Raw genomic sequence first — 23,405 nt, 5'->3', positions numbered from 1 at the left:
CATCGATAAGGCCACCCGATGCGCAATGCGCGCTTCAATAAGGCTGCCCGTCCAACGACATCTGGCTAACGCGCTTATTTATACAGCTCGGCGGTAGCGTGGTAGTTGCCGTTGTTATAAGCCTCGATAACGCGGTAAGCGCTGGCGCCTTTCTGCTCTGCCTTCGCATTCAGCTCTTCTTTAATCTGCATTGGAGAACCGGCTACGCCGCTTACGCTGACTGAGCCAATTGACTGCAGATTTTGCGCCTGCTGGGTGTCGACAGATTCCGCTGCAAAAGCACCGAATGACAGGGCAGACAGAATGCTCAGGGTTGCGATAGTAGTTTTAACGTTCATATATATTTCCTCGTCGTCTGTTTTTCTCTTTTTGTTTGATGTGATTTGCGTCACGAAAAGAAGTATAGAACTAATAACGCATGAAATTAATACCTGACTAATAATGTTTTGTTGTTATTCTTTATCCTTATGGCTCATTTTTATTCTTTATGGTTATAAAAACGGGTTAAAAACCAGGCTATAGCGGTTAAATGCCTTTAAAAATAGCAGGATGGGTGACTTTATCTTTTTGTGCGAAAGGCTATGGTGAATGTCGCTGGTTATTGATTTAGATCTGGGCGTTGCCGCTAATCACATAGTGTAAAGCAGCGTAAAATAGCGCGGAAGGTTAAGCGGGCAAATAGGTATGACCATACAGACTCATGACGTCAGCAGGTAGAGGAATAAGTTAAGGAACTGAATAAGCGGTGAATGAGGGGCAAGCAGGGCAAGCAGGGCAGGCAGAGCGACCGGCAGCAGGGCTGCCGGTCAAAAGAAGCGATTTAAAGCTCTTGCTCAAATACGGTAAGAAGCGCGCTATGCAGTTTTCTGACGGTGAACGCGCGCGCGGGCGTGATAAAGATCGTATCGTCGCCAGCGATGGTGCCGAGAATGCCTTCCGCTTTGCCTAGCGAGTCAAGCAGACGGGCGATCAGCTGCGCTGCGCCAGGGCTGGTGCGAATCACGATCAGCGCATCGTTATAGTCGATATCCAGCACCAGATTTTTTAACGGGCTGGTGGTGGTCGGCACGCCCAGTTCCGCCGGCAGACAGTAAACCATCTCCATTTTGGCGTTACGCGTGCGCACCGCGCCAAATTTAGTCAGCATACGAGACACCTTCGACTGATTGATATTGTCGAAGCCTTCCTCCTGAAGCGCCTGTACAATTTCGCCTTGAGAGCTGAATTTCTCTTGTTTTAACAAGGCTTTAAACGCTTTAATCAATTCGTCTTGTTTAGATGGGTTTCGCATAAGCTACCAGTAAAGAAAAATGCCGAACGCCCGCCGACGGCAGATACATTATTATGCATATGAATGAATTTTTATGCAATTAGTCGATAAAAAAGGCAGGCGCCGCGGGTTGCGGGCGGCAATGATAGCAAAATTTTTAGCACAGACCAAAAAGACGCAAGAGCAGGAAAAGCGAAGGTTGCAGAATTGTTATACAATTGAGGTGTCATATGGATAGCTATCATGGCCGTGCTCTATCTGCCATCGACATTGTTGTTGGTCATTCAGGCGCGTTGTGCTGACAAAGTAGCAACCCAAAAGATTAAGTGCTGCTGCACGCATAATGAACAGTGGGTTTGTCATCGTCTGAGAAGTTGATTCAGGTCTTAACACAGATGGAAATTCGGCTCTACTCTGCCCCACCTTAATAAGGAGTACAGAATGAAAGTTGCCGTTCTTGGCGCTGCTGGCGGAATTGGTCAGGCGCTCGCCCTTCTGTTAAAAACCCAGCTTCCTGCGGGTTCTGAACTTACGCTCTATGATATTGCGCCGGTGACGCCCGGAGTAGCGGTGGATCTCAGCCATATTCCCACCGCGGTCAAAATTCAGGGCTTTAGCGGCGAAGACGCGACGCCTGCGCTGCAGGGTGCGGACGTCATCCTGATCTCAGCGGGCGTCGCGCGTAAGCCAGGCATGGATCGCGCCGATCTGTTTAACGTTAACGCAGGCATCGTGCGCAACCTGATCGAGCAGGTGGCGCAAACCGCGCCTAAAGCGCTTGTTGGCATTATTACTAACCCGGTCAATACCACGGTAGCCATCGCCGCTGACGTGCTGAAAAAGCACGGCGTCTATGACAAAAACCGGCTGTTCGGCGTCACCACGCTGGATATTATCCGCGCCAATACCTTTGTCGCCGAGCTAAAAGGCAAGCAGCCGGATGAGGTTGAGGTGCCGGTAATCGGCGGCCACTCCGGCGTGACCATCCTGCCGCTGCTGTCGCAGGTGAAAGGCGTAAGCTTTAGCGAAGACGAGGTCGCCAGCCTGACGAAACGTATCCAAAATGCGGGGACGGAGGTGGTCGAAGCTAAAGCGGGCGGCGGATCGGCGACGCTGTCGATGGGTCAGGCCGCGGCGCGCTTCGGCCTGTCGCTGGTGCGCGCCCTGCAGGGCGAAGCGAACGTAGTGGAGTGCGCTTACGTAGAGGGCGACGGCGAGTACGCTCGCTTCTTCTCGCAGCCGCTGCTGCTGGGCAAGAACGGCATCGCCGAGCGACGCGCTATCGGCGCGCTGAGCGATTTTGAACAGCAGGCGTTAAACGGCATGCTGGAGACCTTGAAAAAAGATATCGCGCAGGGCGAGGACTTTGTGAAGCAGTAAGCGCTGCGTTCAGACTCTTTTCACCGCTGACGAGGCCCGGCTTAACGGGCCTCTGCAGCGTGTGAACCGCTTTTCCCTTCCCTTTATTACGCGCCTTTACCCGTTCACCGCCGCGCTACAGGCCGCCAGATTTAAAGGTGCGCGCTGCCGGCGTGCCGTTGCTGGCTGGCGTCTTCTTGCCCAGCGTCTCCATACGCACCTGGAAAGGCGGGAAGGGCATTTCGATACCGTGCTCGGCAAAGCCTTTCAGGATCAGCTGATGCAGCTCGTGGCGCAACGGCATGCGGTGGCCCATCTCCGCCGCGTGGATACGCAGCTCGAACAGCTGAATGCCCTGCTGCAGATCGACCAGGAAGACATCTGGCGCCGGCACGTCCAGCACATAGCTGCAGCGTTCGCACGCCTGTCTCAGTACCGTCGTTACCTCTTCGCTGTTGACATGCGCGGGCGCAGGGATAGTCAGCACTACGCGCGTCACCGAGTCAGAAAGCGACCAGTTGACGAACTGCTCGGTAATAAAGGCCTTGTTCGGGACGATAATCTCTTTGCGGTCCCAGTCGATAATGGTGGTAGCGCGCGTATTGATGCGCGTAATGCTGCCGGTCAAATCGCGGATGGTTACGGTATCGCCGATACGGATCGGCTTCTCGAAGAGGATAATCAGGCCAGAAATAAAGTTGGCGAAAATTTCCTGCAGACCAAAACCGAGTCCCACACCGAGCGCGGCGACCAGCCACTGCAGCTTCGACCACTCAATGCCGATCATTGAGAAGCCAATCAGGCCGCCAACCAGCATCAGCACATACTTAGTCAGCGTGGTAATGGCGTAACCGGTGCCGGGCGTCAGATTGAGGTGCTGCAGCAGCGCCAGCTCCAGCAGCGCGGGCATATTGCGCACCAGCTGGGTGGTGATAATCAGCACCAGAATCGCAATCAGCACCGAGCCCAGCGTAATCGGCTGAATGCTCTCCACGCCCTGTACCGTGGTGCTGACGTCCCACAGTCGAATATTCTCAAGAAAGCCGAAGGCGGAATGAATCTCCGACCAGAGCACAATCACTGACACCAGCGCAATCAGGGTAAGGATTGAGCGCACCAGCCGCAGCGACTGCGCGCTGATGGCGTCAAGGTCGATAATCGGCTCATCGATCTCAACCTCGCCATTTTGCGCGGCGGACTCTTTCTCATCTTCATGACGCGCGCGGTTAGCCAGCATATCGGCACGGCGCTGACGCGCGCGGTCAAAGGCGATGCGCCGCCGTTGGATCAGCATCCAGCGGCGGATAATGTGGTAGATCACCAGCAGCAGGAACCAGATAGCGACAGAGGTCTCCAGTCGCGCCAGCAGCGCCTGCGCGGTCGCCAGGTAGCCAATCATCGAGGCGAGGGCGGCCGCCAGCGGAATGGCGATCATCAGGTTCCACAGCACGCGGTTCACCAGATTCTCACCGTTACCCTCTTTATCCAGATAGAGCGGGATGCCGGCGCGCTTCAGGCTCACGGTAACGATCGACAGCGCGCCGCAGATCAGGATAAAGCAGAGTCGGCCAAGCGAGGCGGAAAACTGGCGATCCTCCATATTGGCGAAGGCGATCAGCAGCATAATCAGCGGCACAATCAAGCCGATGGTCAGCGAGTAGTAGCGGGTCGCGCGCGCCACGCGGGTTTGCGGCCAGCGAAAATGCACCACAAACAGGCCGTTAGGTCGGGCGAAGGCGGCGCTGATCATAAAGGCCCACAGTAGCGGCAGCGTCGCCGTGATGCCGTCGCCAAACGCCACCGCGATGGGGTAGGGCCAGGCGTGCTGCAACCCATAGCCGAGCGCCGCCCAGAGCACGGGCAGCGGCAGCGCTACCAGAATCGACCAGAAAACGGTGCGTACCGTCAGACGAAAGCGATCCTGCGTCACTTTGCCCACCTTGCTCGCCGAGCGTGCCAGAAAGGCGTTGAAGTGGCGGCGCGTTCTGAGGCTGAAGCCGACCAGCAGCACCGCGCCGATTAAGGGCAGTACGGTCTCGCGGCTGGTGACCATCATCGCCAGCGCTTTGCCGAGCTGACTCAGGGTATCGAGCGACAGCAGGCGCGACAGATCGCGCGCCACTTCCACCGGGTAGTTCAGGCCGACCGGGCTGATGTCTGCCGTCCAGAACAGATAGCGGTGGGTGGCGTCTTTCACGTCGGTCAGCGCATCCTGCAGCTGGGTATTGGCGACCTTGAGCTTGGTAATCTCAAGGATCAGCGTATCGCAGCCGGAGATCAGCGAATTTAGCAGCTCGCGCTGGGTCTTCAGCTGCGCCTCCAGAATACGGCGCTGTTCGGCGCTGAAGGGCTTTCCATCGGGCTGATGCGCTTTGCGCAGCGTCTCCTGCTGCTGCAGCAGATCTTCATAATGCAGGCGCTGCACGCGCAGCTGCGCCATTTCGTTGTCGATCTGCTGTGACTTAGGCATATCAGGCAGTCGCGCTACCTGCGCGCGCAGCGCTTCGCCCAGCAGGTTGGAGGCGCCAAGCCACTGCGACTGTTCACGCAGGGTGCCCAGCGCCTGCCGCACCTGAATAATCTGATTGGTCGCCAGCCGCTGCTGAGAGGCTACCAGATCCATACGCTGCGCCTGCTGGTTCAGTGCGGCAGAAAGATCGCGGTTAACGCGAAACTGATCGCTGATAACCGGTGGCAGGTCGCCGCTGTTTTCCGCCAGTTGCTCGGTGCGCGCCAGCGCCTGCTCCGCCTCGCGCTGACGCTGTTCATTTAACTGATTGCGCAACGCCTGCAGATAGTTGTCGAGCTGCGCCGCTTTGCGCTGATGCAGATCGGCGCGCATGCGCGCCAGCTCCTGACGATTGTTGGCGGAGAGCTGCGCCAGCTCCAGCTCGTCCACGCGCGCCTTATTGACCGCGTTTTCCGCCTGGCGCGCCCACAGCTGCGCCTGGCTCTGCGACGACGCAGTGGCAGAGCCGCTCTGCAAGCGTCGGTCGCTCTCGGTCATGGCCCGACGCGCGTCGGTTTGCTGTTGTGGGAGCTGCGACAGCGAGTCGCTGATTTCGCGGGCGCGGTCCTGCTCCTGCTGCGCCTGGCGGCCCTCTTCCAGCAGCTGGCTGCTGACCTGCAGGATCTCCTGATCGAGCTGAGCGCTGCTCATGCTGCTGGTGCTGCGCACGCCTTTGCTGCCGTCGTCTAGCGAGGTGATTTGCTGGCGCAGTTCGCGCGCGAGGCGGGGGAAATCGTCGATGACCTGCTGATACTGCTTTGCGCGCTCCAGCGACGCATCGCGTTCAGAAAGAGAGTTGAGGGCAGCCTCGAGAGACTGCACCTGATCCGCCTGCGCGGGAGAGCTTTTTGCCGCTTTCGCCTCGTCCAGCGCCTGTTTAAGTTGGCTGGCGTCCGGCACGGTGGCCGCCAGCGCTGAGGTGCTGAGCCAGAGGCTCAGCAGCAGGATGAGAAACGATCGCACAGCAAAAACACTCTCAGCGGTTAGTCGGCGATAACGTCGACGGGGTCGGTCTGCGGCAGCGCGATAGCCAGCGGCTGACCGAGGCGGGTCTTGCTTTCAGCTTCCAGGCTCTCCGCCAGCTTCACGCGTCCCGGCGCGAACAGATTAATCACGGTGGAGCCGAGCTTAAAGCGGCCCATCTCCTGGCCTTTCAGCAGCACAACGGCGCCTTCGCTATCCGCAGCCGGATAGTGCCAGCGTTTGATCACCCCTTCGCGCGGCGGCGTAATGGTGCCGGCCCAGCTGGTTTCGATGCTGCCGACGATAGTGGCGCCAACGAGGATCTGCACCATCGGGCCGATGTCGGTATCGAAATAGCAGATCACGCGTTCGTTGCGCGCGAACAAATTGGGGATATTGCGCGCCGTCAGCGGGTTCACCGAGTAGAGATCGCCCGGCACGTAGATCATCTCGCGCAGAATGCCGTTGCACGGCATATGCACGCGATGGTAGTCGCGCGGCGCAAGGTAAGTGGTAACGAAATGGCCGTCGCGGAACTGCGCCGCTATCGTTTCCTGACCCGCTAACAGCGCGTCGAGCGTATAGTGATGGCCTTTCGCCTGGAAAATCTGATCGCCTTCGATGCGGCCCAGCTGGCTGATGGCGCCGTCGGCAGGCAGCACGATCAGGTTCGCGTCGGGATCGACCGGACGCGCGTCATCTTTTAACGGACGAACAAAAAAGTCGTTAAAGGTGCGATAGCTGGCGGTGTCGGACTTCCGCGCTTCCGACATATCCACTTTGTAGAACCAGACGAAGATATCAATCACCAGTTTGGTCAACCATCCGCCACGACGGCTGGCACCCCAACCGGCAAGTTCCGTTAACCATTTTTTCGGCAGTACATGATTCAGGCCGAGTTTTACACGATCAAACACCTTAGCCTCCTGGCTTTGTTTCGCGTCAATCAAAAGGGGGCGAATCATATCAGCGCCCCGGTCAGATGGCGAATTTCCCCGTGATCGCGTCCGTTACAGAGGCGATGCAGGGTCAATGCCGCGGTAAGCAGCGAGCATCACTCGCTGGAGGAGAAATTCTTGCGCGTTTTCACCTGCGCCATGCTCTCCAGAATACGGTGATAATTGTCGAAGCGCGAAACGTCTATCTGGCCCGCCTCGACGGCGGCGCGGATAGCGCAGCCAGGATCGCTGCCGTGCTTACAGTCGCGGAACTTACAACTGCCGAGAAATTCACGAAATTCGACAAATCCGCGGGTAATTTGTTCCGGCTCAAGATGCCATAAGCCGAACTCGCGCACCCCCGGCGAATCGATCACGTCGCCGCCGTGAGGAAAGTGGTACAGGCGCGACGCGGTGGTGGTATGCTGGCCCAGCCCGGAAACGTCAGAGACGTCGTTGGTAACGATGGCGGTTTCCACTGCCGCGTCCAGGCCGAGCAGGGCGTTCAGCAGGCTCGATTTGCCGACGCCGGACTGTCCGGCGAAGATGCTGATGCGATCGGTCAGGGCCGCTTCGAGATCCACCAGGCCCGCTTTGGCATGGCTGGAGACCATCAGCACGCGATAGCCGATACGGCGATAGATATCCATCTGCTGGTCGACGAAGGCGCGTGCCTCGTCATCCAGCAGATCGGTCTTGTTCAGCACCAGCAGCGGTTCGATGCCCAGGGTTTCGCTCGCCACCAGATAGCGGTCGATAATATTAAGCGACAGCTCAGGCAAAATCGCCGAAACGATAATAATCTGGTCGATATTGGCGGCGATCGGCTTCAGCCCGTCGTAGTAGTCGGGGCGCGTCAGCACGCTGCTGCGCTCGTGCACTGCTTCGACAATGCCTTTGCCGCCGCCGAGCGCCGGGCGCCAAACGACGCGATCGCCGGTCACCAGCGAACGGATAGTGCGGCGCAGGTTGCAGCGATGCACCTCGCCCGCGCGGTCTTCGACGTCTGCGTGCATGCCGAAACGGCTGATCACGACGCCTTCCGCCGCTTCACCGAACAGATTGTCGTCAGCTTCCGGCGCATCGCGCTGGTTCAGACGACGCTGATGGTTAGCGCTGACGCGACGTTGTTGACCTTTCGACAGTTTATTTTTGCTCACGCATCCTCTCAGGCTTTCGTCAGACTTCGCCCGGTTGGGCAAAACGTCTATGATACACCTTATTCACTCTTGATGACGACTACGGCTACGGCGGGAAAAAGCATGGCGACAGGAAATGAAAATAATCTGATTTGGATCGATCTGGAGATGACCGGACTGGATCCGGAGCGCGACCGCATTATCGAGATTGCCACGCTGGTGACCGATGCGAATCTTAATATTCTGGCGGAAGGGCCGGTCATGGCGGTGCATCAGTCCGATGCCCAGCTGGCGCTGATGGACGAATGGAACGTGCGCACCCATACCGCGAGCGGGCTGGTGGAGCGCGTCAAAGCCAGCGAGTTCGACGATCGCCGCGCCGAACTGGCGACGATTGAATTCCTTAAACAGTGGGTGCCTGCTAACAGCTCGCCGATTTGCGGCAATAGCATTGGGCAGGATCGCCGCTTTCTTTTCAAATACATGCCGGAGCTGGAAGCCTACTTCCACTATCGCTATCTCGACGTCAGCACCTTAAAAGAGCTGGCGCGTCGCTGGAAGCCGGAAATTCTGCCAGGCTTCAAAAAGGCGGGCACGCATCAGGCGCTGGATGATATTCGCGAATCGGTCGCCGAGCTGGCATACTACCGCGAGCACTTTTTGCAGCTTTAACTCTGAAAGGTGCGCAGGAAAACAGCAGGTTGCTGCTTTAATCGGCAAACGAATCGAAAGCGCAAAATTTTGCTTTTAGACTCTTGCAGCAGCAATAATTTCTCGTATAATGCGCACCCCGTACCGATGAAGAATTTATACAACGGTACAAGGCGCGGGAATAGCTCAGTTGGTAGAGCACGACCTTGCCAAGGTCGGGGTCGCGAGTTCGAGTCTCGTTTCCCGCTCCAAAATTTGATTAGCAGTACCTTTCCTAAGCGGGAATAGCTCAGTTGGTAGAGCACGACCTTGCCAAGGTCGGGGTCGCGAGTTCGAGTCTCGTTTCCCGCTCCAAAATTTGTTTAGCAGTACCTTCCAGTGCGGGAATAGCTCAGTTGGTAGAGCACGACCTTGCCAAGGTCGGGGTCGCGAGTTCGAGTCTCGTTTCCCGCTCCAGATTTTACATCACTAAAAATCATACGCTTAGTTACGCCGTTGGCGATTGCCACGTGGCGCTGCGCTTATTAGGTTATCCACAACGCACGAGCCGTGTTTTGCCGCTGCTCAGGGCGATCTGTAAAACTATTTTAAACAGAGTTATCCACAACTTTGGCTGTGGCTACACAGGCTATGCACATTCTTATTTGTACACATTTCGCGTTTAACTGCTTGATTTAACAGGTGGTGAAAATATTTCATTTTGTTAAATACTGCTCTGGCGCGCCCTGTGTCAGTTGAATGACAACAGCTTTTTATTTTTATGCACAGCTTGTGGAAAAATAGCTGACAATGGCTGCTGTTTAATCATGCGTCACGCGGCAAACCCTTCTCGATAGCGCGTACCAGCCGTTTTTGCTGCGCGGGCTGGACGTCAATCGCCAGCGCCTGACGTTTTTCCTGCTGCTGAAGCAGCGCCCATTCAATATGTTCATCAAGCAGGGCATTTTCGCCCAACCGCTTCTCCAGCACGCCTGCAATCTCAGCGCGCCAGGGCGCATTGCCCAGCGCCACGGCAATATTGCGCAGCCAGCGCAGATGACCAATACGGCGTATCGCCGAGCCTTCCGTTACGCGTAAAAAGGTTTTCTCATCCCACTGGAACAGCGTCATGAGCTCCGGGGCATGCAGCGCGGCGCGCGGCGAGAAATCCGTTTCATCGCTGAGTTGCCCATAGCGATTCCAGGGGCAGATCAGCTGACAGTCGTCGCAGCCGTAAATCCGGTTGCCCATCAGCGGGCGCAGCGTTTCCGGAATGGCGCCCTCAAGCTCAATAGTGAGGTAGGAGATGCAGCGGCGCGCATCCACCACATAGGGTTCGACGATGGCGTTAGTCGGACATATGGTCATGCAGGCGACGCAGCGGCCGCACTGTTCTTCCTGCGGCGCGTCGATCGGCAGCGGCAGATCGATCAGCAGCTCGCCGAGGAAAAACCATGAGCCCGCCTCGCGGTTCAGGATCAGCGAGTGTTTACCCGTCCAGCCAAGACCTGCCTTGGCCGCCAGCGGTCGTTCCAGCAGCGGCGCCGAGTCGACGAAGGGACGGAAATTGAGCTCGCCGCACTTTTCCTGAATCATTTCTCCGAGCTTTTTCAGGCGATTGCGCAATACTTTGTGGTAATCGCGTCCCAGAGCGTAGCGGCTGACATAGCCGAGCTGCGGGTTTTTCAGCGTACTGGCAAAGGCGGCTTTGGCCGGAAGGTAGTTCATGCGTACGCTGATAACGCGCAGCGTGCCGGGCAGCAGTTCATGCGGACGCGCGCGCATCATGCCGTGGCGCGCCATCCACTCCATTTCGCCGTGATACTGTTTGTCCAGCCACGCCTGCAGACGCGGCTCTTCCGCGCTGAGATCGGTGTCGGTGATGCCGACCTGCTGAAAGCCGAGATCCTTGCCCCACTGTTTAATCTGTTGAGCAAGCTGATGAAGATCGAGAGGGTATGACATGAGTAACCAGGAATCGAAAGCGAACGGCCGCAGTTTACCATATTCCGTCTGGCCTGCGCAGGCTCTGCACCAGCTGGAGCGCGACGGCGCCGACGCGCTGGGCATTACGCTTTATGAGCTGATGCAGCGCGCCGGGCAGGCGGCGTTCGAGCTGGCGCGCGCGCAGTGGCCGCAGGCGCGCAGCTGGCTGATTCTCTGCGGGCATGGCAATAACGGCGGCGACGGCTATGTCACGGCACGGCTGGCGCAGGCGGCGGGCTATGCGGTCACGCTGCTGGCGTGCGACAGCGATAAGCCGCTGCCCGATGAGGCGCAGCGCGCGCGCGAGGCCTGGCTGGAGGCGGGCGGCGAGATCCATGCCGCTGACGCTCCCTGGCCGGAGCAGGTCGATCTTATTGTCGACGCGCTGCTGGGCACCGGCATCAATCGTGCGCCTGCAGAACCTTACCTGAGCCTGATTAAACAGGCGAACGCCCATACCGCGCCGGTGCTGGCGATCGATATACCGTCGGGGCTGTCGGCGGCGACCGGCTGTGCGCCGGGCGAGGCGATCGTTGCGACGCAGACGCTGAGCGTTATTGCGCTGAAGCCCGGCCAGATCACCGGCCAGGCGCGCGACCTTATCGGCGATCTGCGCTACGCCGATCTCGGCCTGAGCGCTTTTCTCGCCGGTGAAAACGCGCCGATGGCGCGCTACGACGCCACCTCGCTTTCGCACTGGCTGAAGCCGCGCAAGCCTACCTCGCACAAAGGCAACCACGGCCGCCTGTTGGTGGTGGGCGGCGACACCGGCACCGCCGGCGCGATTCGCATGACCGCCGAAGCGGCGCTGCGCGCTGGCTCGGGTCTGGTGCGTGTCCTGACGCATCGCGATAATATTGCGCCGGTACTCACGGCGCGTCCGGAGATCATGGTGGATGAGCTGACCGACGCCAGCCTGCAAAGCGGGCTGGCGTGGGCGGACGTGATCGCCATCGGGCCGGGCCTGGGCCAGCGGGAGTGGGGACAGAATGCGCTGAAAGCGGTCGCTGCCAGTGAAAAGCCGATGCTTTGGGACGCTGATGCGCTTAACCTGCTGGCAATCAATGCAGAGAAACGTCAGAATCGCATCATTACGCCGCACCCTGGCGAAGCGGCGCGACTGCTGGGCATTAAGACCAGCGAAGTCGAGAGCGATCGCCTGCTCGCCGCGCAGAAACTCGCGGCGCGCTATGGCGGAGTCGCGGTGTTGAAAGGCGCTGGCACCCTTATCGCCAGCGAGGAGGGCGACATGGCCTTCGCTGACGTCGGCAATGCGGGCATGGCCTCCGGCGGCATGGGCGATGTATTAAGTGGTATTATCGCCTCAATGATGGGGCAGCAGCTGGCGCTGTTCGACGCGGCCTGCGCAGGCTGCGTCGCGCACGGCGCGACGGCGGACGCAGTGGCGGCGCGGCGCGGAACGCGCGGCATGTTGGCAACAGATTTATTCGAGCTGCTTTGGCAGTTTGTTAATCCAGAGATGACCCAATAATAAAGCATGAAGACCTGTGTTATTTCCTTGCCCGATGAGGCGGCAACGCTCGATCTGGGCGCTAAGCTGGCCCGCGCCTGTACCGGCGCGGCGGTAATCTATCTCTATGGCGATCTGGGCGCGGGTAAAACGACCTTCAGCCGTGGATTTTTGCAGGCGATTGGCCATCAGGGCAACGTCAAAAGCCCGACCTATACGCTGGTCGAGCCCTACCAGCTTGACGCGCGCGCGCTCTACCATTTCGATCTCTATCGCCTGGCCGATCCTGAAGAGCTGGAGTTCATGGGGATCCGTGACTACTTCACCGGCGAGGCTATCTGCCTGGTAGAGTGGCCGCAGCAGGGGGCTGGCGTCCTGCCGCCGCCCGATCTGGCACTCACGCTAAGCTACGTCGGTAGCGCGCGCGAGGCGCGCCTTGAGGCGCACTCCGCGCTGGGCGAACGCCTGACAGAGCAGGTGGCGCAGGCATGATCGCACGGATGAAACGCGCACTGCTGCTGATACTCTGTCTGGCGACAGCGCCCGCGCTGGCGGCCAGCCTCTCCGATATCAAAGTTGAAAACGGCGACAGCAAGGCGACGGTAACCCTGAGCTTCGCCGGGCAGCCGGTCTACGGCTTCTTTCCGCTGCGCAACCCGGATCGCGTGGTGCTGGATATTCGTCAGAGCGGCGTGATTCAGGGGCTGCCGCTTAACTTCAGCGGCGAAAATATCGTCAGGCGCATTCGCACCAGCACGCCAAAGGATAAGCAGAGCATTCGCCTGGTGTTCGAGCTGACGCAGGCGGGCAAAACCCGCGCGGTGACCCAGCGCAACGGCAGCAGCTATAACGTGGTGTTCACTATTCAGGGCAAGCAGCCCGCCAGCCGTACCGCGCCGGTTTCAACCGCGACCACGACAACGCCGGGACGGACGGCACCGAGCCGACCTGCCGCGAACCCGTTCAACGGCAACCAGGTAACAGCGGTCAGCAATAGCAACACCACCACGCGTCCAGGCAATGCGGTGCCCACCAGCAACGACACGGTGATTGTAGCGATCGACGCCGGCCACGGCGGCCAGGATCCTGGCGCCACCGGCCAGCACGGGCTGCATGAGAAGAACGTCACCATCGCCATCGCGCGCAAGCTGAAGGTCCTGCTGAACAACGATCCGATGTTTAAAGGCGTGCTGACGCGCGACGGCGACTACTTTATTTCGGTGATGGGCCGTTCTGAAGTGGCGCGCAAAGAGAACGCCAACCTGTTGGTTTCAATTCACGCCGATTCGGCGCCGAGCCACAGCGCCACCGGGGCGTCGGTATGGGTGCTGTCGAATCGTCGCGCCAACAGCGAAATGGCGAACTGGCTGGAGCAGCGCGAGAAACAGTCCGAGCTGCTGGGCGGGGCAGGCGACCTGCTGGCTAACAGCCAGGCCGATCCCTACCTGAGCCAGGCGGTGCTGGATCTGCAGTTTGGCCATTCGCAGCGCGTCGGTTATGACGTGGCGATGAAGGTGTTGCAGCAGCTGCGCGGCGTTTCGCCGCTGCATAAGCGTTTGCCGGAGCACGCCAGCCTCGGCGTGCTGCGTTCGCCGGATATCCCCTCGCTGTTGGTGGAAACCGGCTTCATCAGTAATGCCTCGGAGGAGCGACTGCTCGGCAGTAGCGCTTACCAGGATAAAATTGCGATGGCGATCTACAAAGGCCTGCGCAATTATTTCCTGGCGCACCCGCTACAATCGCTCCCAAAGGAGGAAAACCGCCCAGTCGGCTCATCGCCGGCGGTGAGCGTCGCCAGTAATCCGGCGACCGGCACCACGCAGTATACCGGCGCGGTGCAGCGTCATACTGTCACCCGCGGCGAAACGCTCTCTGGCATCGCCGCGAAATATGGCGTCAGCATGGGGACGCTGCGCGAGATGAACCGGCTGAAGCGCGATGTGGTCTGGGTCGGACAGCGCCTGAAAGTGCCAGCCAGCAATACGGTGGCCGCGCGCGGTCCGGCGCGTCATAAAGTGGTGCGGGGCGACTCGCTGACGGCTATCGCCGCGCATTACGGCGTCAGCCCGCAGGCGATCATCCAGGCGAACAATATGAAGTCCTCAAATGTGATGTTGGGGCAAACCCTGAAAATACCCGCCTCCTGACGGCCCGCCCGGCCAGGCGCCGGGCCAGGCTCTACAAGGATAATCACCATGCCCATTCAAATTTTACCGCCGCAGCTGGCTAACCAGATTGCGGCGGGTGAAGTCGTCGAGCGTCCAGCCTCGGTGGTCAAAGAGCTGGTGGAAAACAGCCTTGACGCTGGCGCGACGCGCATCGATATCGACATTGAAAAAGGCGGCGCGAAACTGATCCGTATTCGCGATAACGGCTGCGGCATCAGCAAAGAGGAGCTGGCGATGGCGCTGGCGCGCCACGCCACCAGCAAAATCGCCTCGCTCGACGATCTGGAAGCGATTATGAGCCTGGGCTTTCGCGGCGAAGCGCTGGCCAGCATCAGTTCAGTCTCGCGGCTGACCCTGACTTCGCGCACTGAAGCGCAGAGCGAGGCCTGGCAGGCCTACGCCGAAGGCCGCGAGATGGCGGTGACGGTTAAGCCCGCAGCGCATCCGTGTGGCACCACGCTGGAGGTGCTCGATCTCTTCTACAACACGCCCGCGCGTCGCAAATTTATGCGCACCGAGAAAACTGAGTTTGGCCATATCGACGAGGTGATTCGCCGCATCGCGCTGGCGCGTTTTGACGTCTCTATCTCGCTCAGCCATAACGGCAAGCTGATGCGTCAATATCGCGCGGTCAATGATGAGGCGCAGCGCGAACGGCGGCTGGGCGCGATTTGCGGCACGACCTTTATGCAGCATGCGCTACGCATCGACTGGCGACATGACGATCTGCTGCTGCGCGGCTGGGTCGCCGATCCGGCTGGATCGCGGCAGCTGATCGATATTCAGTATTGCTACGTCAACGGCCGCATGATGCGCGACAAGCTGATCAATCATGCGATACGGCAGGCGTTTCAGACGCAGCTGCAGGCCGACCAGCAGCCAGCCTATGTGCTCTACCTGGAAATTGATCCGCATCAGGTGGATGTCAACGTGCATCCCGCCAAGCATGAGGTGCGTTTCCATCAGTCACGGCTGGTGCACGATTTTATCTTTCAGGGCGTGATGAGCGTGCTGCAGGCGAGCAGCGCGCCGACCCTGCCGTTAATGCAGGCGGAAGAGCCAACGCCGCGCTGGCAGCCGGAAAATCGTCAGGCGGCGGGCGGCAACCACTTTTCCCAGCCCGCCGCGCCGCACCGCAGCGACGGGGGCGGCACGGCAGCGGCCTCATCCCCAGCCGCGCAGCCGGGCTGGCAGAATAAAGAGAGTAGCTACAGCAAGCGCGAAGGCGCGGTCTATCAACAACTGCTGAAAACGCCAGCCGCAGCTCCGCGCGTACCGGCTGAACCGGCCACGCCGACGGTCACCCCGCGCGCGCAGCCAGCTGAGACGCCGCTTTCCTCGCATGCGCAAAGCTTTGGCCGCGTGTTAACGGTGGTGCGGGAGCGCTATGCGCTCTTGGAGCAGGAGCAGGCGCTGCTGCTGCTATCGCTGTCTGTCGCCGCGCGCTGGGTGCGGCATGCGCAGCTACAGCCGGGCGAGACCGGGCTGAAGTCACAGCCGCTGCTTATTCCGGTACGCATGAAGGTCGCACGGCCGGAGCGTCAGATCGCTGCAGAGAGGCAGAACCTGCTCAATGAAATGGGCATCGATCTGCAGCCGGAAGGCGACCACGTTACCCTGCGCGCGGTGCCTTTACCCCTGCGCACGCAAAATTTACAAATCTTGATTCCAGAGCTGTTAGGCTATCTCGCCCAGCAGCCTGAGAGCGGCGCTTCTCAGCTGGCTCAATGGCTGGCGCGACGTTGCGATACCGACGCGCCTCACTGGAATCACTCGCAGGCGATTACGCTGCTGGCGGAGCTGGAACGGCTCTGTCCGCACCTGCTGAAATCGCCGCCTTCTGGCCTGATTCAGGCCCTGGATATTGAGAGCGCGCTTGCCGCATTAACCCATGAGTGAACAAAACCCGGCTGGCCGACCAAAGGCTATTTTTTTGATGGGGCCGACCGCCTCGGGCAAAACCGCGCTGGCGATAGCGCTAAGAAAGCAGCTGCCGGTGGAACTTATCAGCGTCGACTCTGCCTTAATCTATCGTGGGATGGATATCGGCACGGCCAAGCCCTCGGCAGAAGAACTGGCGCAGGCGCCGCACCGCCTGCTGGATATCCGCGATCCTTCTGAAGCCTATTCCGCCGCCGATTTCCGCCGCGATGCGCTGGCGGCGATGGCGGAAATCGTTCAGAACGGTCGCATTCCGCTGCTGGTCGGCGGAACCATGCTCTATTTCAAGGCGTTACTGGAAGGATTGTCGCCGCTCCCCTCGGCCGATCCTGAAATACGTCAGCGCATTGAACAAATGGCGCACGAAAAAGGGTGGGAGGCGCTGCATCGTCAGCTGTGCGACATCGACCCGGTGGCCGGGGGTCGTATTCATCCGAATGATCCGCAGAGACTTTCGCGAGCACTGGAAGTTTTTTTTATTTCGGGTAAAACTTTAACGGAACTGACTAAAACATCCGGCGAAGCGTTACCCTACGATGTGTATCAGTTCGCCATCGCCCCCGCGACCCGTGAACTGCTGCATCAGCGCATCGAACTACGCTTTCAGCAGATGCTGGCGTCAGGATTTGAAGCGGAGGCTCGGGCCCTGTTTGCACGAGGTGATTTGCATACGGATATGCCTTCCATTCGCTGTGTCGGTTATCGTCAGATGTGGTCGTACCTGGCTGGCGAGATCGATTACGACGAGATGGTTTATCGGGGAATTTGCGCAACCCGGCAGCTCGCTAAACGTCAGATGACCTGGTTACGCGGCTGGGAAAATGTACGCTGGCTTGACAGCGACAGCCCAGAATCCGCGCGTGATGAGGTGCTTCAGGTTCTTAGTGCGAAGCATGGGTGATTGTGTACAATTGGCTGGTTATCGTGCGCAAATTTTTACGCAGTTTTTTCAGAACTTCGGTTCTACAAGTAATAAACAACAAGCATATAAGGAAAAGATAGAATGGCTAAGGGGCAATCATTACAAGACCCGTTTTTGAACGCACTGCGTCGTGAACGTGTTCCGGTTTCGATTTATTTGGTCAACGGTATCAAGCTGCAGGGACAAATTGAGTCTTTCGATCAATTCGTGATTTTGTTGAAGAACACGGTAAGCCAGATGGTTTACAAGCACGCCATTTCTACCGTGGTTCCATCGCGCCCGGTTTCCCATCACAGCAACAACACCGGTGGCGGCAGCAACAACTACCACCACGGCGGTAGCAACGCTTCTGCGCCGTCGCAGCCACAACAAGACGGCGATAGCGCGGAATAACGCGCTACCCGGATAAGCCAGGGCGGGAGAACGCAGACCGTTTTCCGTCCTGGTCTCTTATTTTCTAAGCGAGGTTATAGCTTGTTTGACCGTTATGAAGCCGGTGAGCAGGCCGTACTGGTACACATCTGGTTCTCCCAAGACAAAGAGATGGAAGATCTCCAGGAATTCGAAACCCTGGTCTCTTCTGCGGGCGTAGACGCGCTGCAGGTCATTACTGGCAGTCGTAAAGCGCCACATCCCAAATATTTTGTCGGTGAAGGAAAGGCAGCTGAAATTGCCGATGCGGTAAAATCAAGTGGAGCATCGGTCGTATTATTCGATCATGCGTTAACCCCTGCGCAGGAACGCAACCTGGAGCGCCTGTGCGAATGTCGCGTCATAGACCGTACCGGTCTAATCCTGGATATCTTCGCCCAACGTGCCCGAACGCATGAAGGTAAGCTGCAGGTCGAACTGGCTCAGCTGCGCCATCTTGCTACCCGACTGGTACGCGGCTGGACGCACCTTGAACGTCAGAAAGGCGGCATCGGCTTGCGCGGCCCGGGTGAAACCCAGCTGGAAACCGACCGTCGTTTGCTGCGCAATCGAATCAGTCAGATTTTGTCCCGCCTTGAACGCGTAGAGAAACAGCGCGATCAGGGACGTCAGGCGCGTGCCAAAGCGGACGTGCCAACCGTGTCACTCGTCGGCTATACCAACGCCGGTAAATCCACCCTGTTCAACGCCGTCACCTCCGCTAACGTCTATGCAGCAGATCAGCTGTTTGCGACGCTCGATCCGACGCTGCGCCGTCTCAACGTGGCGGACGTCGGCGACGTGGTGCTGGCGGATACCGTCGGCTTTATTCGTCATTTGCCTCACGATCTGGTGGCCGCGTTTAAAGCGACGCTGCAGGAAACACGACAGGCAACGCTGCTGCTGCACGTGATCGACGCCGCCGACGTGCGCGTCAATGAGAATATCGAAGCGGTCGATGCGGTGCTGGAAGAGATCGACGCGCATGAAATTCCCGCGCTGCTGGTGATGAATAAAATCGATATGCTGGATGGCTTCGTTCCGCGTATCGATCGCGATGAAGAAAATCGGCCGATCCGCGTCTGGCTTTCCGCCCAGAGCGGGGAAGGTTTGCCGCTGCTCTGGCAGGCGCTCTCCGAGCGTCTGGCGGGCGAAATCGCGCAGTACGAACTGCGCCTGCCGCCAGAAGCGGGGCGCCTGCGTAGCCGCTTCTACCAGCTGCAGGCCATTGAAGATGAATGGAATGAAGAGGAAGGCGGCATCGGTCTACGCGTGCGTCTGCCGATGGTTGACTGGCGACGCCTGTGCAAGCAGGAACCGGCGCTGCTTGATTACATAGTTTGACACGTTGCCCAAACGTCCTTACGCAATAGCTGGTATGGTGTAGCAGGCGGCCGCCGTTTTTTCTGGGACTTTTTCTTTGGCTCTTTAGGGCGAATGAAGGCGGCCAGCAGAACTACAGCCGCGAAAAGCAGGGTTTACCCAGAGATTCCAGGCTGTAGCAAGGCAGCCAATACAGCTACAGCCTGAAAGCTGCAGGGTAAACAGCGCACTTACAATAAATGGAGTAGAACATGGCGTGGAATCAGCCCGGTAATAACGGACAGGACCGCGACCCGTGGGGAAGCAGCAATAATAAAGGCGGCAACTCTGGGGGAAACAAAGGCGGTCGTGAACAGGGACCGCCGGATCTGGATGATATCTTCCGTAAGTTGAGCAAAAAGCTCGGCGGACTGGGCGGTGGCAAACAGAGTGACAATGGCCAGCGCAGCGGCGGCGGCGGTGGCAAACTGGTCGGGATCGTCGCTGTCGCGGCGGTGGTAATCTGGGCCGCCAGTGGATTCTACACCATTAAAGAAGCGGAGCGCGGCGTCGTCACGCGCTTCGGCAAGTTCAGTCATCTGGTGGAGCCAGGCCTGAACTGGAAACCTACCTTTATCGACCAGGTGCGCGCGGTAAACGTGGAAGCGGTGCGCGAGCTGGCTGCCTCCGGCGTGATGCTGACCTCGGATGAGAACGTGGTGCGCGTTGAGATGAACGTGCAGTACCGCGTGACCGATCCTGAACGCTATCTGTTCGCCGTCACCAGCGCGGACGACAGTCTACGCCAGGCGACGGACAGCGCACTGCGTGGCGTCATTGGCCGCTCTACGATGGATCGTATTCTGACTGAAGGCCGTACCGTGGTGCGTAGCGATACGCAGCGCGAAATCGACGAAACCATTCGCCCTTACAACATGGGCATTACGCTGCTTGACGTCAACTTCCAGGCGGCGCGTCCACCGGAAGAGGTGAAAGCGGCGTTCGACGACGCCATCGCCGCGCGTGAAAACCGCGAGCAGTACGTGCGCGAGGCGGAAGCCTACGCGAACGAAGTGCAGCCGCGCGCGAATGGTCAGGCGCAGCGTATCCTCGAAGAGGCGCGCGCTTATAAAGAACGTACCGTGCTGGAAGCGCAGGGTGAAGTCGCACGCTTCGCCAGGCTGCTGCCTGAGTACAAGGCGGCGCCGGACATCACCAAAGAGCGTCTCTATATCGAGACCATGGAACGCGTGCTGAGCCATACGCGCAAAGTGCTGGTTAACGAGCGCGGCAATAACCTGATGGTGCTCCCGCTTGACCAGCTGATGCGCGGCGCAACTGGCGCGGCGCAGGGCGGTCACAAAGGCGCGAGTCTGAGCACGCTGCCCGCTTCGCCTGGCAGCACTGCCAGCCGCAGCGACACGTCAGCCTACAATCCAGACAGCATCATGGATCAGCGTCGGGCCAATGCTCTGCGCAACGATACCCAGCGCGAAGGGAGAGAGTAATCGATGCGTAAGCCCATAATTGTAGTCATTATTGTTGTACTGGTGGCGCTCTACGCTTCACTGTTTGTGGTGCAGGAAGGCGAACGCGGCATCGTGCTGCGCTTTGGCAAAGTCCTGCGCGACGACGAAAACAAACCGCAGGTGTTCGCGCCGGGTCTGCATATGAAAGTGCCGTTTATCGAGACGGTTAAAACGCTGGACGCGCGTATTCAGACCATGGACAACCAGGCGGATCGCTTCGTCACCAAAGAGAAGAAAGATCTGATCGTCGACTCTTACATCAAATGGCGCATCAGCGACTTCAGCCGCTACTACCTGGCGACGGGCGGCGGCGACGTTTCGCAGGCAGAAGTGCTGCTGAAGCGCAAATTCAGCGACCGTTTGCGTTCTGAGATGGGCCGTCTTGATGTGAAGGATATCGTGACGGACTCTCGCGGCCGCCTGACCACTGACGTGCGCGACGCGCTGAATACCGGCAGCGCTGGCAGCGATGACGAAGTGCAGACGCCGGCGGCAGATGACGCCATCGCCAGCGCGGCGGCGCGCGTCGAGCGCGAAACCAACAGCAAAGAGCCTGCGATCAACCCGAACAGCATGGCGGCGCTGGGCATTCAGGTCGTCGACGTGCGCATCAAGCAGATCAATCTGCCGACCGAGGTCTCGGACGCTATTTATAATCGTATGCGCGCTGAGCGTGAAGCTGTTGCGCGTAGCCAGCGCTCTCAGGGTCAGGAAGAGGCGGAAAAACTGCGTGCGCAGGCGGACTATCAGGTCACCCGCACGCTGGCGGAAGCGCAGCGTACCGCGCTGATCACGCGCGGTGACGGCGATGCCGAAGCTGCGAAGCTGTTTGCCGATGCATTCAGCCAGGATCCGGACTTCTACGCCTTTATCCGCAGCCTGCGCGCCTATGAAAATAGCTTCAGCGACAATCAGGATGTGATGGTGCTCAGCCCGGACAGCGATTTCTTCCGATATATGAAAGCGCCCTCTAACGCGACGCGATAAGAACTGCTATAACCTACGGGCCGACAATGATGTCGGCCTTTTTTTTGGAAGGGTAAATGAATCAAACCATATGGATGGCGCTGGCGCTGGTACTGGTGCTGGAAGGGCTGGGGCCGATGTTTCTGCCGCGCATCTGGCGTCGTATGATCCTGAGCACGGCGCAGCTGCCCGATCGCCTGCTGCACCGTTTCGGCGGCGGCCTGGTCGTGGCGGGCGTGGTCATTTACTACATGATCGGCGCGCACGGCGGCGGCTGATTTCGCGACTGGCAGGGCTAAATTGTGCCTGCTGCGCCGCCTTTCCCCAGGATGTTGTAGTGCGCAAAAATCAGGCGAAAAATGCGCGCAAACGTATGCTAAAAGTGCTGAAAGCCACAGGATCAGATGGTAGAATCCATTTTTAAGCAATCGGTGATTTTGAAAATGGGTAAGAACGTCGTCGTACTGGGCACCCAATGGGGTGACGAAGGCAAAGGTAAAATTGTAGATCTGCTGACTGAACGCGCTAATTATGTGGTGCGTTACCAGGGTGGCCACAATGCAGGCCATACGCTTGTCATCAACGGTGAAAAAACCGTCCTCCACTTAATTCCATCTGGCATCCTGCGCGAAAACGTCACCAGCATCATTGGTAACGGCGTGGTGCTGTCGCCTGAAGCTCTGATGAAAGAGATGAAAGGCCTGGAAGAACGTGGCGTACCGGTACGCGAACGTCTGCTGATTTCTGAAGCCTGTCCGCTGATCCTGCAATACCATGTCGCAATGGATCTGGCGCGCGAAAAAGCGCGCGGCGCCAAAGCCATCGGCACCACCGGTCGCGGCATCGGCCCGGCCTATGAAGATAAAGTGGCGCGCCGCGGTCTGCGCGTCGGCGATCTCTTCAACAAAGAGACCTTCGCCGTTAAGCTGAAAGAGATTGTTGATTACTACAACTTCCAGCTGGTGAACTACTACAAAGAAGACGCAGTCGACTACGACAAGGTGCTGAGCGACGTGCTGGCGGTAGCCGACGTGCTGACCAGCATGGTGGTTGACGTCTCCGATCTGCTGGATACGGCGCAGAAGCGCGGCGACCTGATCATGTTCGAAGGCGCACAGGGTACGCTGCTGGATATCGACCACGGCACCTATCCCTATGTGACCTCCTCTAACACCACCGCTGGCGGCGTGGCGACCGGTTCAGGCATCGGTCCGCGCTGCGTTGACTACGTGCTGGGCATCGTGAAGGCTTACTCAACGCGCGTCGGCGCGGGCCCGTTCCCGACCGAGCTGTTCGACGACACCGGCGAGTTCCTGTGCGCGAAAGGCAATGAGTTCGGCGCAACCACCGGCCGTCGTCGTCGCACCGGCTGGCTGGATGCGGTCGCCGTGCGCCGTGCGGTGCAGATCAACTCCCTGTCAGGTTTCTGCATGACCAAGCTGGACGTGCTGGACGGTCTGAAAGAAGTGAAAATCTGCGTAGGCTATCGCCTGCCGGACGGCCGCGAAGTGACTACCACGCCGCTGGCGGCAGAGAACTGGGAAGGCATCGAGCCTGTCTATGAGACGCTGCCCGGCTGGAGCGAAACCACCTTTGGCGTGAAAACGCTGGAAGGGCTGCCGCAGGCCGCGCGCGACTATATCAAGCGCGTGGAAGAAGTCACGGGTGTACCGGTTGATATTATCTCCACTGGCCCGGACCGTAGCGAAACCATGATTCTGCGCGATCCGTTCGACGCATAATCCTGCAGAGGCTGGCGCTGCGCCAGCCTCTGTTTTCCGCTCAGCACGCCGCTTACTCTCCCTTCGCTTCGCCGCATCGCCGTCCGGCGGAAAAAAACACACTCTGGATTCGACTCTGGTTTATCATCTACAGTAGCCGCAGGCCGGTTTACTATTAAA

Annotated in this window: 19 protein-coding genes and 3 tRNA genes; 16 read left to right on the top strand and 6 right to left on the bottom strand. The window is 58.8% G+C overall.

Going from position 1 to position 23,405, the window contains the following annotated elements; genetic code table 11:
* Window positions 1–74: 74 nt before the first annotated feature.
* Both yhcN and argR read right to left on the bottom strand, forming a co-directional pair.
* The gene (gene yhcN, locus Q9R34_RS14580; protein WP_485894585.1) at window positions 75–338 is read right to left on the bottom strand and encodes a peroxide/acid stress response protein YhcN; all 264 of its coding nucleotides are present in this window, start codon (window positions 336–338) and stop codon (window positions 75–77) included.
* Window positions 339–820: 482 nt separating this feature from the next.
* The gene (gene argR, locus Q9R34_RS14575) at window positions 821–1,291 is read right to left on the bottom strand and encodes a transcriptional regulator ArgR (protein ID WP_103794479.1); all 471 of its coding nucleotides are present in this window, start codon (window positions 1,289–1,291) and stop codon (window positions 821–823) included.
* Window positions 1,292–1,711: 420 nt separating this feature from the next.
* Here argR and mdh point away from each other — a divergent pair, with 420 nt between their 5' ends.
* Window positions 1,712–2,650: a malate dehydrogenase gene (mdh, locus tag Q9R34_RS14570; protein ID WP_485894583.1), complete on the top strand. Its 939-nt coding sequence runs from the start codon at window positions 1,712–1,714 to the stop codon at window positions 2,648–2,650.
* A 115-nt stretch (window positions 2,651–2,765) separates the two neighbouring features.
* Here the strand turns inward: mdh and mscM are convergent, their stop codons facing one another.
* From mscM to rsgA, 3 genes are all read right to left on the bottom strand, one after another.
* Window positions 2,766–6,101: a miniconductance mechanosensitive channel MscM gene (gene mscM, locus Q9R34_RS14565; RefSeq protein WP_485894581.1), complete on the bottom strand. Its 3,336-nt coding sequence runs from the start codon at window positions 6,099–6,101 to the stop codon at window positions 2,766–2,768.
* Between the two features lie 20 nt (window positions 6,102–6,121).
* Window positions 6,122–7,018 (bottom strand): archaetidylserine decarboxylase, encoded by an 897-nt coding sequence (asd, locus tag Q9R34_RS14560; protein WP_485894579.1) that lies wholly within the window; start codon window positions 7,016–7,018, stop codon window positions 6,122–6,124.
* Between the two features lie 137 nt (window positions 7,019–7,155).
* The gene (rsgA, locus tag Q9R34_RS14555) at window positions 7,156–8,199 is read right to left on the bottom strand and encodes a small ribosomal subunit biogenesis GTPase RsgA (protein ID WP_485894577.1); all 1,044 of its coding nucleotides are present in this window, start codon (window positions 8,197–8,199) and stop codon (window positions 7,156–7,158) included.
* Window positions 8,200–8,301: 102 nt separating this feature from the next.
* Here rsgA and orn point away from each other — a divergent pair, with 102 nt between their 5' ends.
* The 4 genes from orn (at window position 8,302) to Q9R34_RS14535 (ending at window position 9,285) form a co-directional block, all read left to right on the top strand.
* Entirely contained in the window at window positions 8,302–8,850 is a 549-nt protein-coding gene (orn, locus tag Q9R34_RS14550; RefSeq protein WP_033754827.1) for an oligoribonuclease, read from the top strand.
* 154 nt (window positions 8,851–9,004) lie between these two features.
* A tRNA-Gly gene (locus tag Q9R34_RS14545) sits at window positions 9,005–9,080 on the top strand.
* A gap of 27 nt (window positions 9,081–9,107) precedes the next feature.
* Window positions 9,108–9,183: transfer RNA gene (locus tag Q9R34_RS14540), tRNA-Gly, on the top strand.
* A 26-nt stretch (window positions 9,184–9,209) separates the two neighbouring features.
* A tRNA-Gly gene (locus Q9R34_RS14535) sits at window positions 9,210–9,285 on the top strand.
* 348 nt (window positions 9,286–9,633) lie between these two features.
* Here Q9R34_RS14535 and queG read toward each other — a convergent pair.
* Entirely contained in the window at window positions 9,634–10,773 is a 1,140-nt protein-coding gene (queG, locus tag Q9R34_RS14530) for a tRNA epoxyqueuosine(34) reductase QueG (RefSeq protein WP_434125077.1), read from the bottom strand.
* On the opposite strand from queG, the gene nnr reads away from it, so the two are divergent.
* From nnr to Q9R34_RS14475, 11 genes are all read left to right on the top strand, one after another.
* Window positions 10,772–12,286, top strand: coding sequence for a bifunctional ADP-dependent NAD(P)H-hydrate dehydratase/NAD(P)H-hydrate epimerase (gene nnr, locus Q9R34_RS14525; RefSeq protein ID WP_485894574.1), 1,515 nt, complete (start codon window positions 10,772–10,774; stop codon window positions 12,284–12,286). The genes queG and nnr overlap by 2 nt on opposite strands.
* 6 nt (window positions 12,287–12,292) lie before the next feature.
* Window positions 12,293–12,757 (top strand): tRNA (adenosine(37)-N6)-threonylcarbamoyltransferase complex ATPase subunit type 1 TsaE, encoded by a 465-nt coding sequence (gene tsaE, locus Q9R34_RS14520; RefSeq protein ID WP_485894572.1) that lies wholly within the window; start codon window positions 12,293–12,295, stop codon window positions 12,755–12,757.
* A complete protein-coding gene (amiB, locus tag Q9R34_RS14515) occupies window positions 12,754–14,412 on the top strand; it encodes an N-acetylmuramoyl-L-alanine amidase AmiB (RefSeq protein ID WP_485894570.1) in 1,659 nt (552 codons plus the stop codon). Before tsaE ends, amiB begins: the two co-directional genes overlap by 4 nt.
* Before the next feature lie 48 nt (window positions 14,413–14,460).
* Window positions 14,461–16,332: a DNA mismatch repair endonuclease MutL gene (mutL, locus tag Q9R34_RS14510; RefSeq protein ID WP_485894568.1), complete on the top strand. Its 1,872-nt coding sequence runs from the start codon at window positions 14,461–14,463 to the stop codon at window positions 16,330–16,332.
* Complete coding sequence (gene miaA / locus Q9R34_RS14505) at window positions 16,325–17,275, top strand: tRNA (adenosine(37)-N6)-dimethylallyltransferase MiaA (RefSeq protein WP_485894567.1); 951 nt, start codon at window positions 16,325–16,327, stop codon at window positions 17,273–17,275. Before mutL ends, miaA begins: the two co-directional genes overlap by 8 nt.
* A gap of 102 nt (window positions 17,276–17,377) precedes the next feature.
* Complete coding sequence (gene hfq / locus Q9R34_RS14500) at window positions 17,378–17,689, top strand: RNA chaperone Hfq (RefSeq protein WP_434125083.1); 312 nt, start codon at window positions 17,378–17,380, stop codon at window positions 17,687–17,689.
* A gap of 81 nt (window positions 17,690–17,770) precedes the next feature.
* A complete protein-coding gene (gene hflX, locus Q9R34_RS14495) occupies window positions 17,771–19,051 on the top strand; it encodes a ribosome rescue GTPase HflX (protein ID WP_434125084.1) in 1,281 nt (426 codons plus the stop codon).
* Window positions 19,052–19,281: 230 nt separating this feature from the next.
* Complete coding sequence (hflK, locus tag Q9R34_RS14490; RefSeq protein ID WP_485894564.1) at window positions 19,282–20,517, top strand: FtsH protease activity modulator HflK; 1,236 nt, start codon at window positions 19,282–19,284, stop codon at window positions 20,515–20,517.
* Between the two features lie 3 nt (window positions 20,518–20,520).
* Window positions 20,521–21,525 (top strand): protease modulator HflC, encoded by a 1,005-nt coding sequence (gene hflC, locus Q9R34_RS14485; RefSeq protein WP_033792335.1) that lies wholly within the window; start codon window positions 20,521–20,523, stop codon window positions 21,523–21,525.
* A 56-nt stretch (window positions 21,526–21,581) separates the two neighbouring features.
* Complete coding sequence (locus Q9R34_RS14480; protein WP_485894563.1) at window positions 21,582–21,782, top strand: DUF2065 domain-containing protein; 201 nt, start codon at window positions 21,582–21,584, stop codon at window positions 21,780–21,782.
* 165 nt (window positions 21,783–21,947) lie between these two features.
* Entirely contained in the window at window positions 21,948–23,246 is a 1,299-nt protein-coding gene (locus Q9R34_RS14475) for an adenylosuccinate synthase (RefSeq protein WP_434125296.1), read from the top strand.
* Window positions 23,247–23,405 lie beyond the last annotated feature (159 nt).

The sequence above is a fragment of the Enterobacter sp. BRE11 genome, assembly GCF_031844285.1.
Classification (GTDB): Bacteria; Pseudomonadota; Gammaproteobacteria; order Enterobacterales; family Enterobacteriaceae; genus Pantoea.
The sequence above is the reverse complement of the archived record's forward strand: the minus strand, read 5'-3'. Positions and strand labels throughout refer to the sequence as shown.

Bases quoted from the DNA above. Each gene is read 5' to 3' on its own strand.
- yhcN (WP_485894585.1), bottom strand. From the start codon at position 338: ATGAACGTTAAAACTACTATCGCAACCCTGAGCATTCTGTCTGCCCTG.
- argR (WP_103794479.1), bottom strand. From the start codon at position 1,291: ATGCGAAACCCATCTAAACAAGACGAATTGATTAAAGCGTTTAAAGCC.
- mdh (WP_485894583.1), top strand. From the start codon at position 1,712: ATGAAAGTTGCCGTTCTTGGCGCTGCTGGCGGAATTGGTCAGGCGCTC.
- orn (WP_033754827.1), top strand. From the start codon at position 8,302: ATGGCGACAGGAAATGAAAATAATCTGATTTGGATCGATCTGGAGATG.
- nnr (WP_485894574.1), top strand. From the start codon at position 10,772: ATGAGTAACCAGGAATCGAAAGCGAACGGCCGCAGTTTACCATATTCC.
- queG (WP_434125077.1), bottom strand. From the start codon at position 10,773: ATGTCATACCCTCTCGATCTTCATCAGCTTGCTCAACAGATTAAACAG.
- tsaE (WP_485894572.1), top strand. From the start codon at position 12,293: ATGAAGACCTGTGTTATTTCCTTGCCCGATGAGGCGGCAACGCTCGAT.
- amiB (WP_485894570.1), top strand. From the start codon at position 12,754: ATGATCGCACGGATGAAACGCGCACTGCTGCTGATACTCTGTCTGGCG.
- mutL (WP_485894568.1), top strand. From the start codon at position 14,461: ATGCCCATTCAAATTTTACCGCCGCAGCTGGCTAACCAGATTGCGGCG.
- miaA (WP_485894567.1), top strand. From the start codon at position 16,325: ATGAGTGAACAAAACCCGGCTGGCCGACCAAAGGCTATTTTTTTGATG.
- hfq (WP_434125083.1), top strand. From the start codon at position 17,378: ATGGCTAAGGGGCAATCATTACAAGACCCGTTTTTGAACGCACTGCGT.
- hflK (WP_485894564.1), top strand. From the start codon at position 19,282: ATGGCGTGGAATCAGCCCGGTAATAACGGACAGGACCGCGACCCGTGG.
- hflC (WP_033792335.1), top strand. From the start codon at position 20,521: ATGCGTAAGCCCATAATTGTAGTCATTATTGTTGTACTGGTGGCGCTC.
- Q9R34_RS14480 (WP_485894563.1), top strand. From the start codon at position 21,582: ATGAATCAAACCATATGGATGGCGCTGGCGCTGGTACTGGTGCTGGAA.
- Q9R34_RS14475 (WP_434125296.1), top strand. From the start codon at position 21,948: ATGGGTAAGAACGTCGTCGTACTGGGCACCCAATGGGGTGACGAAGGC.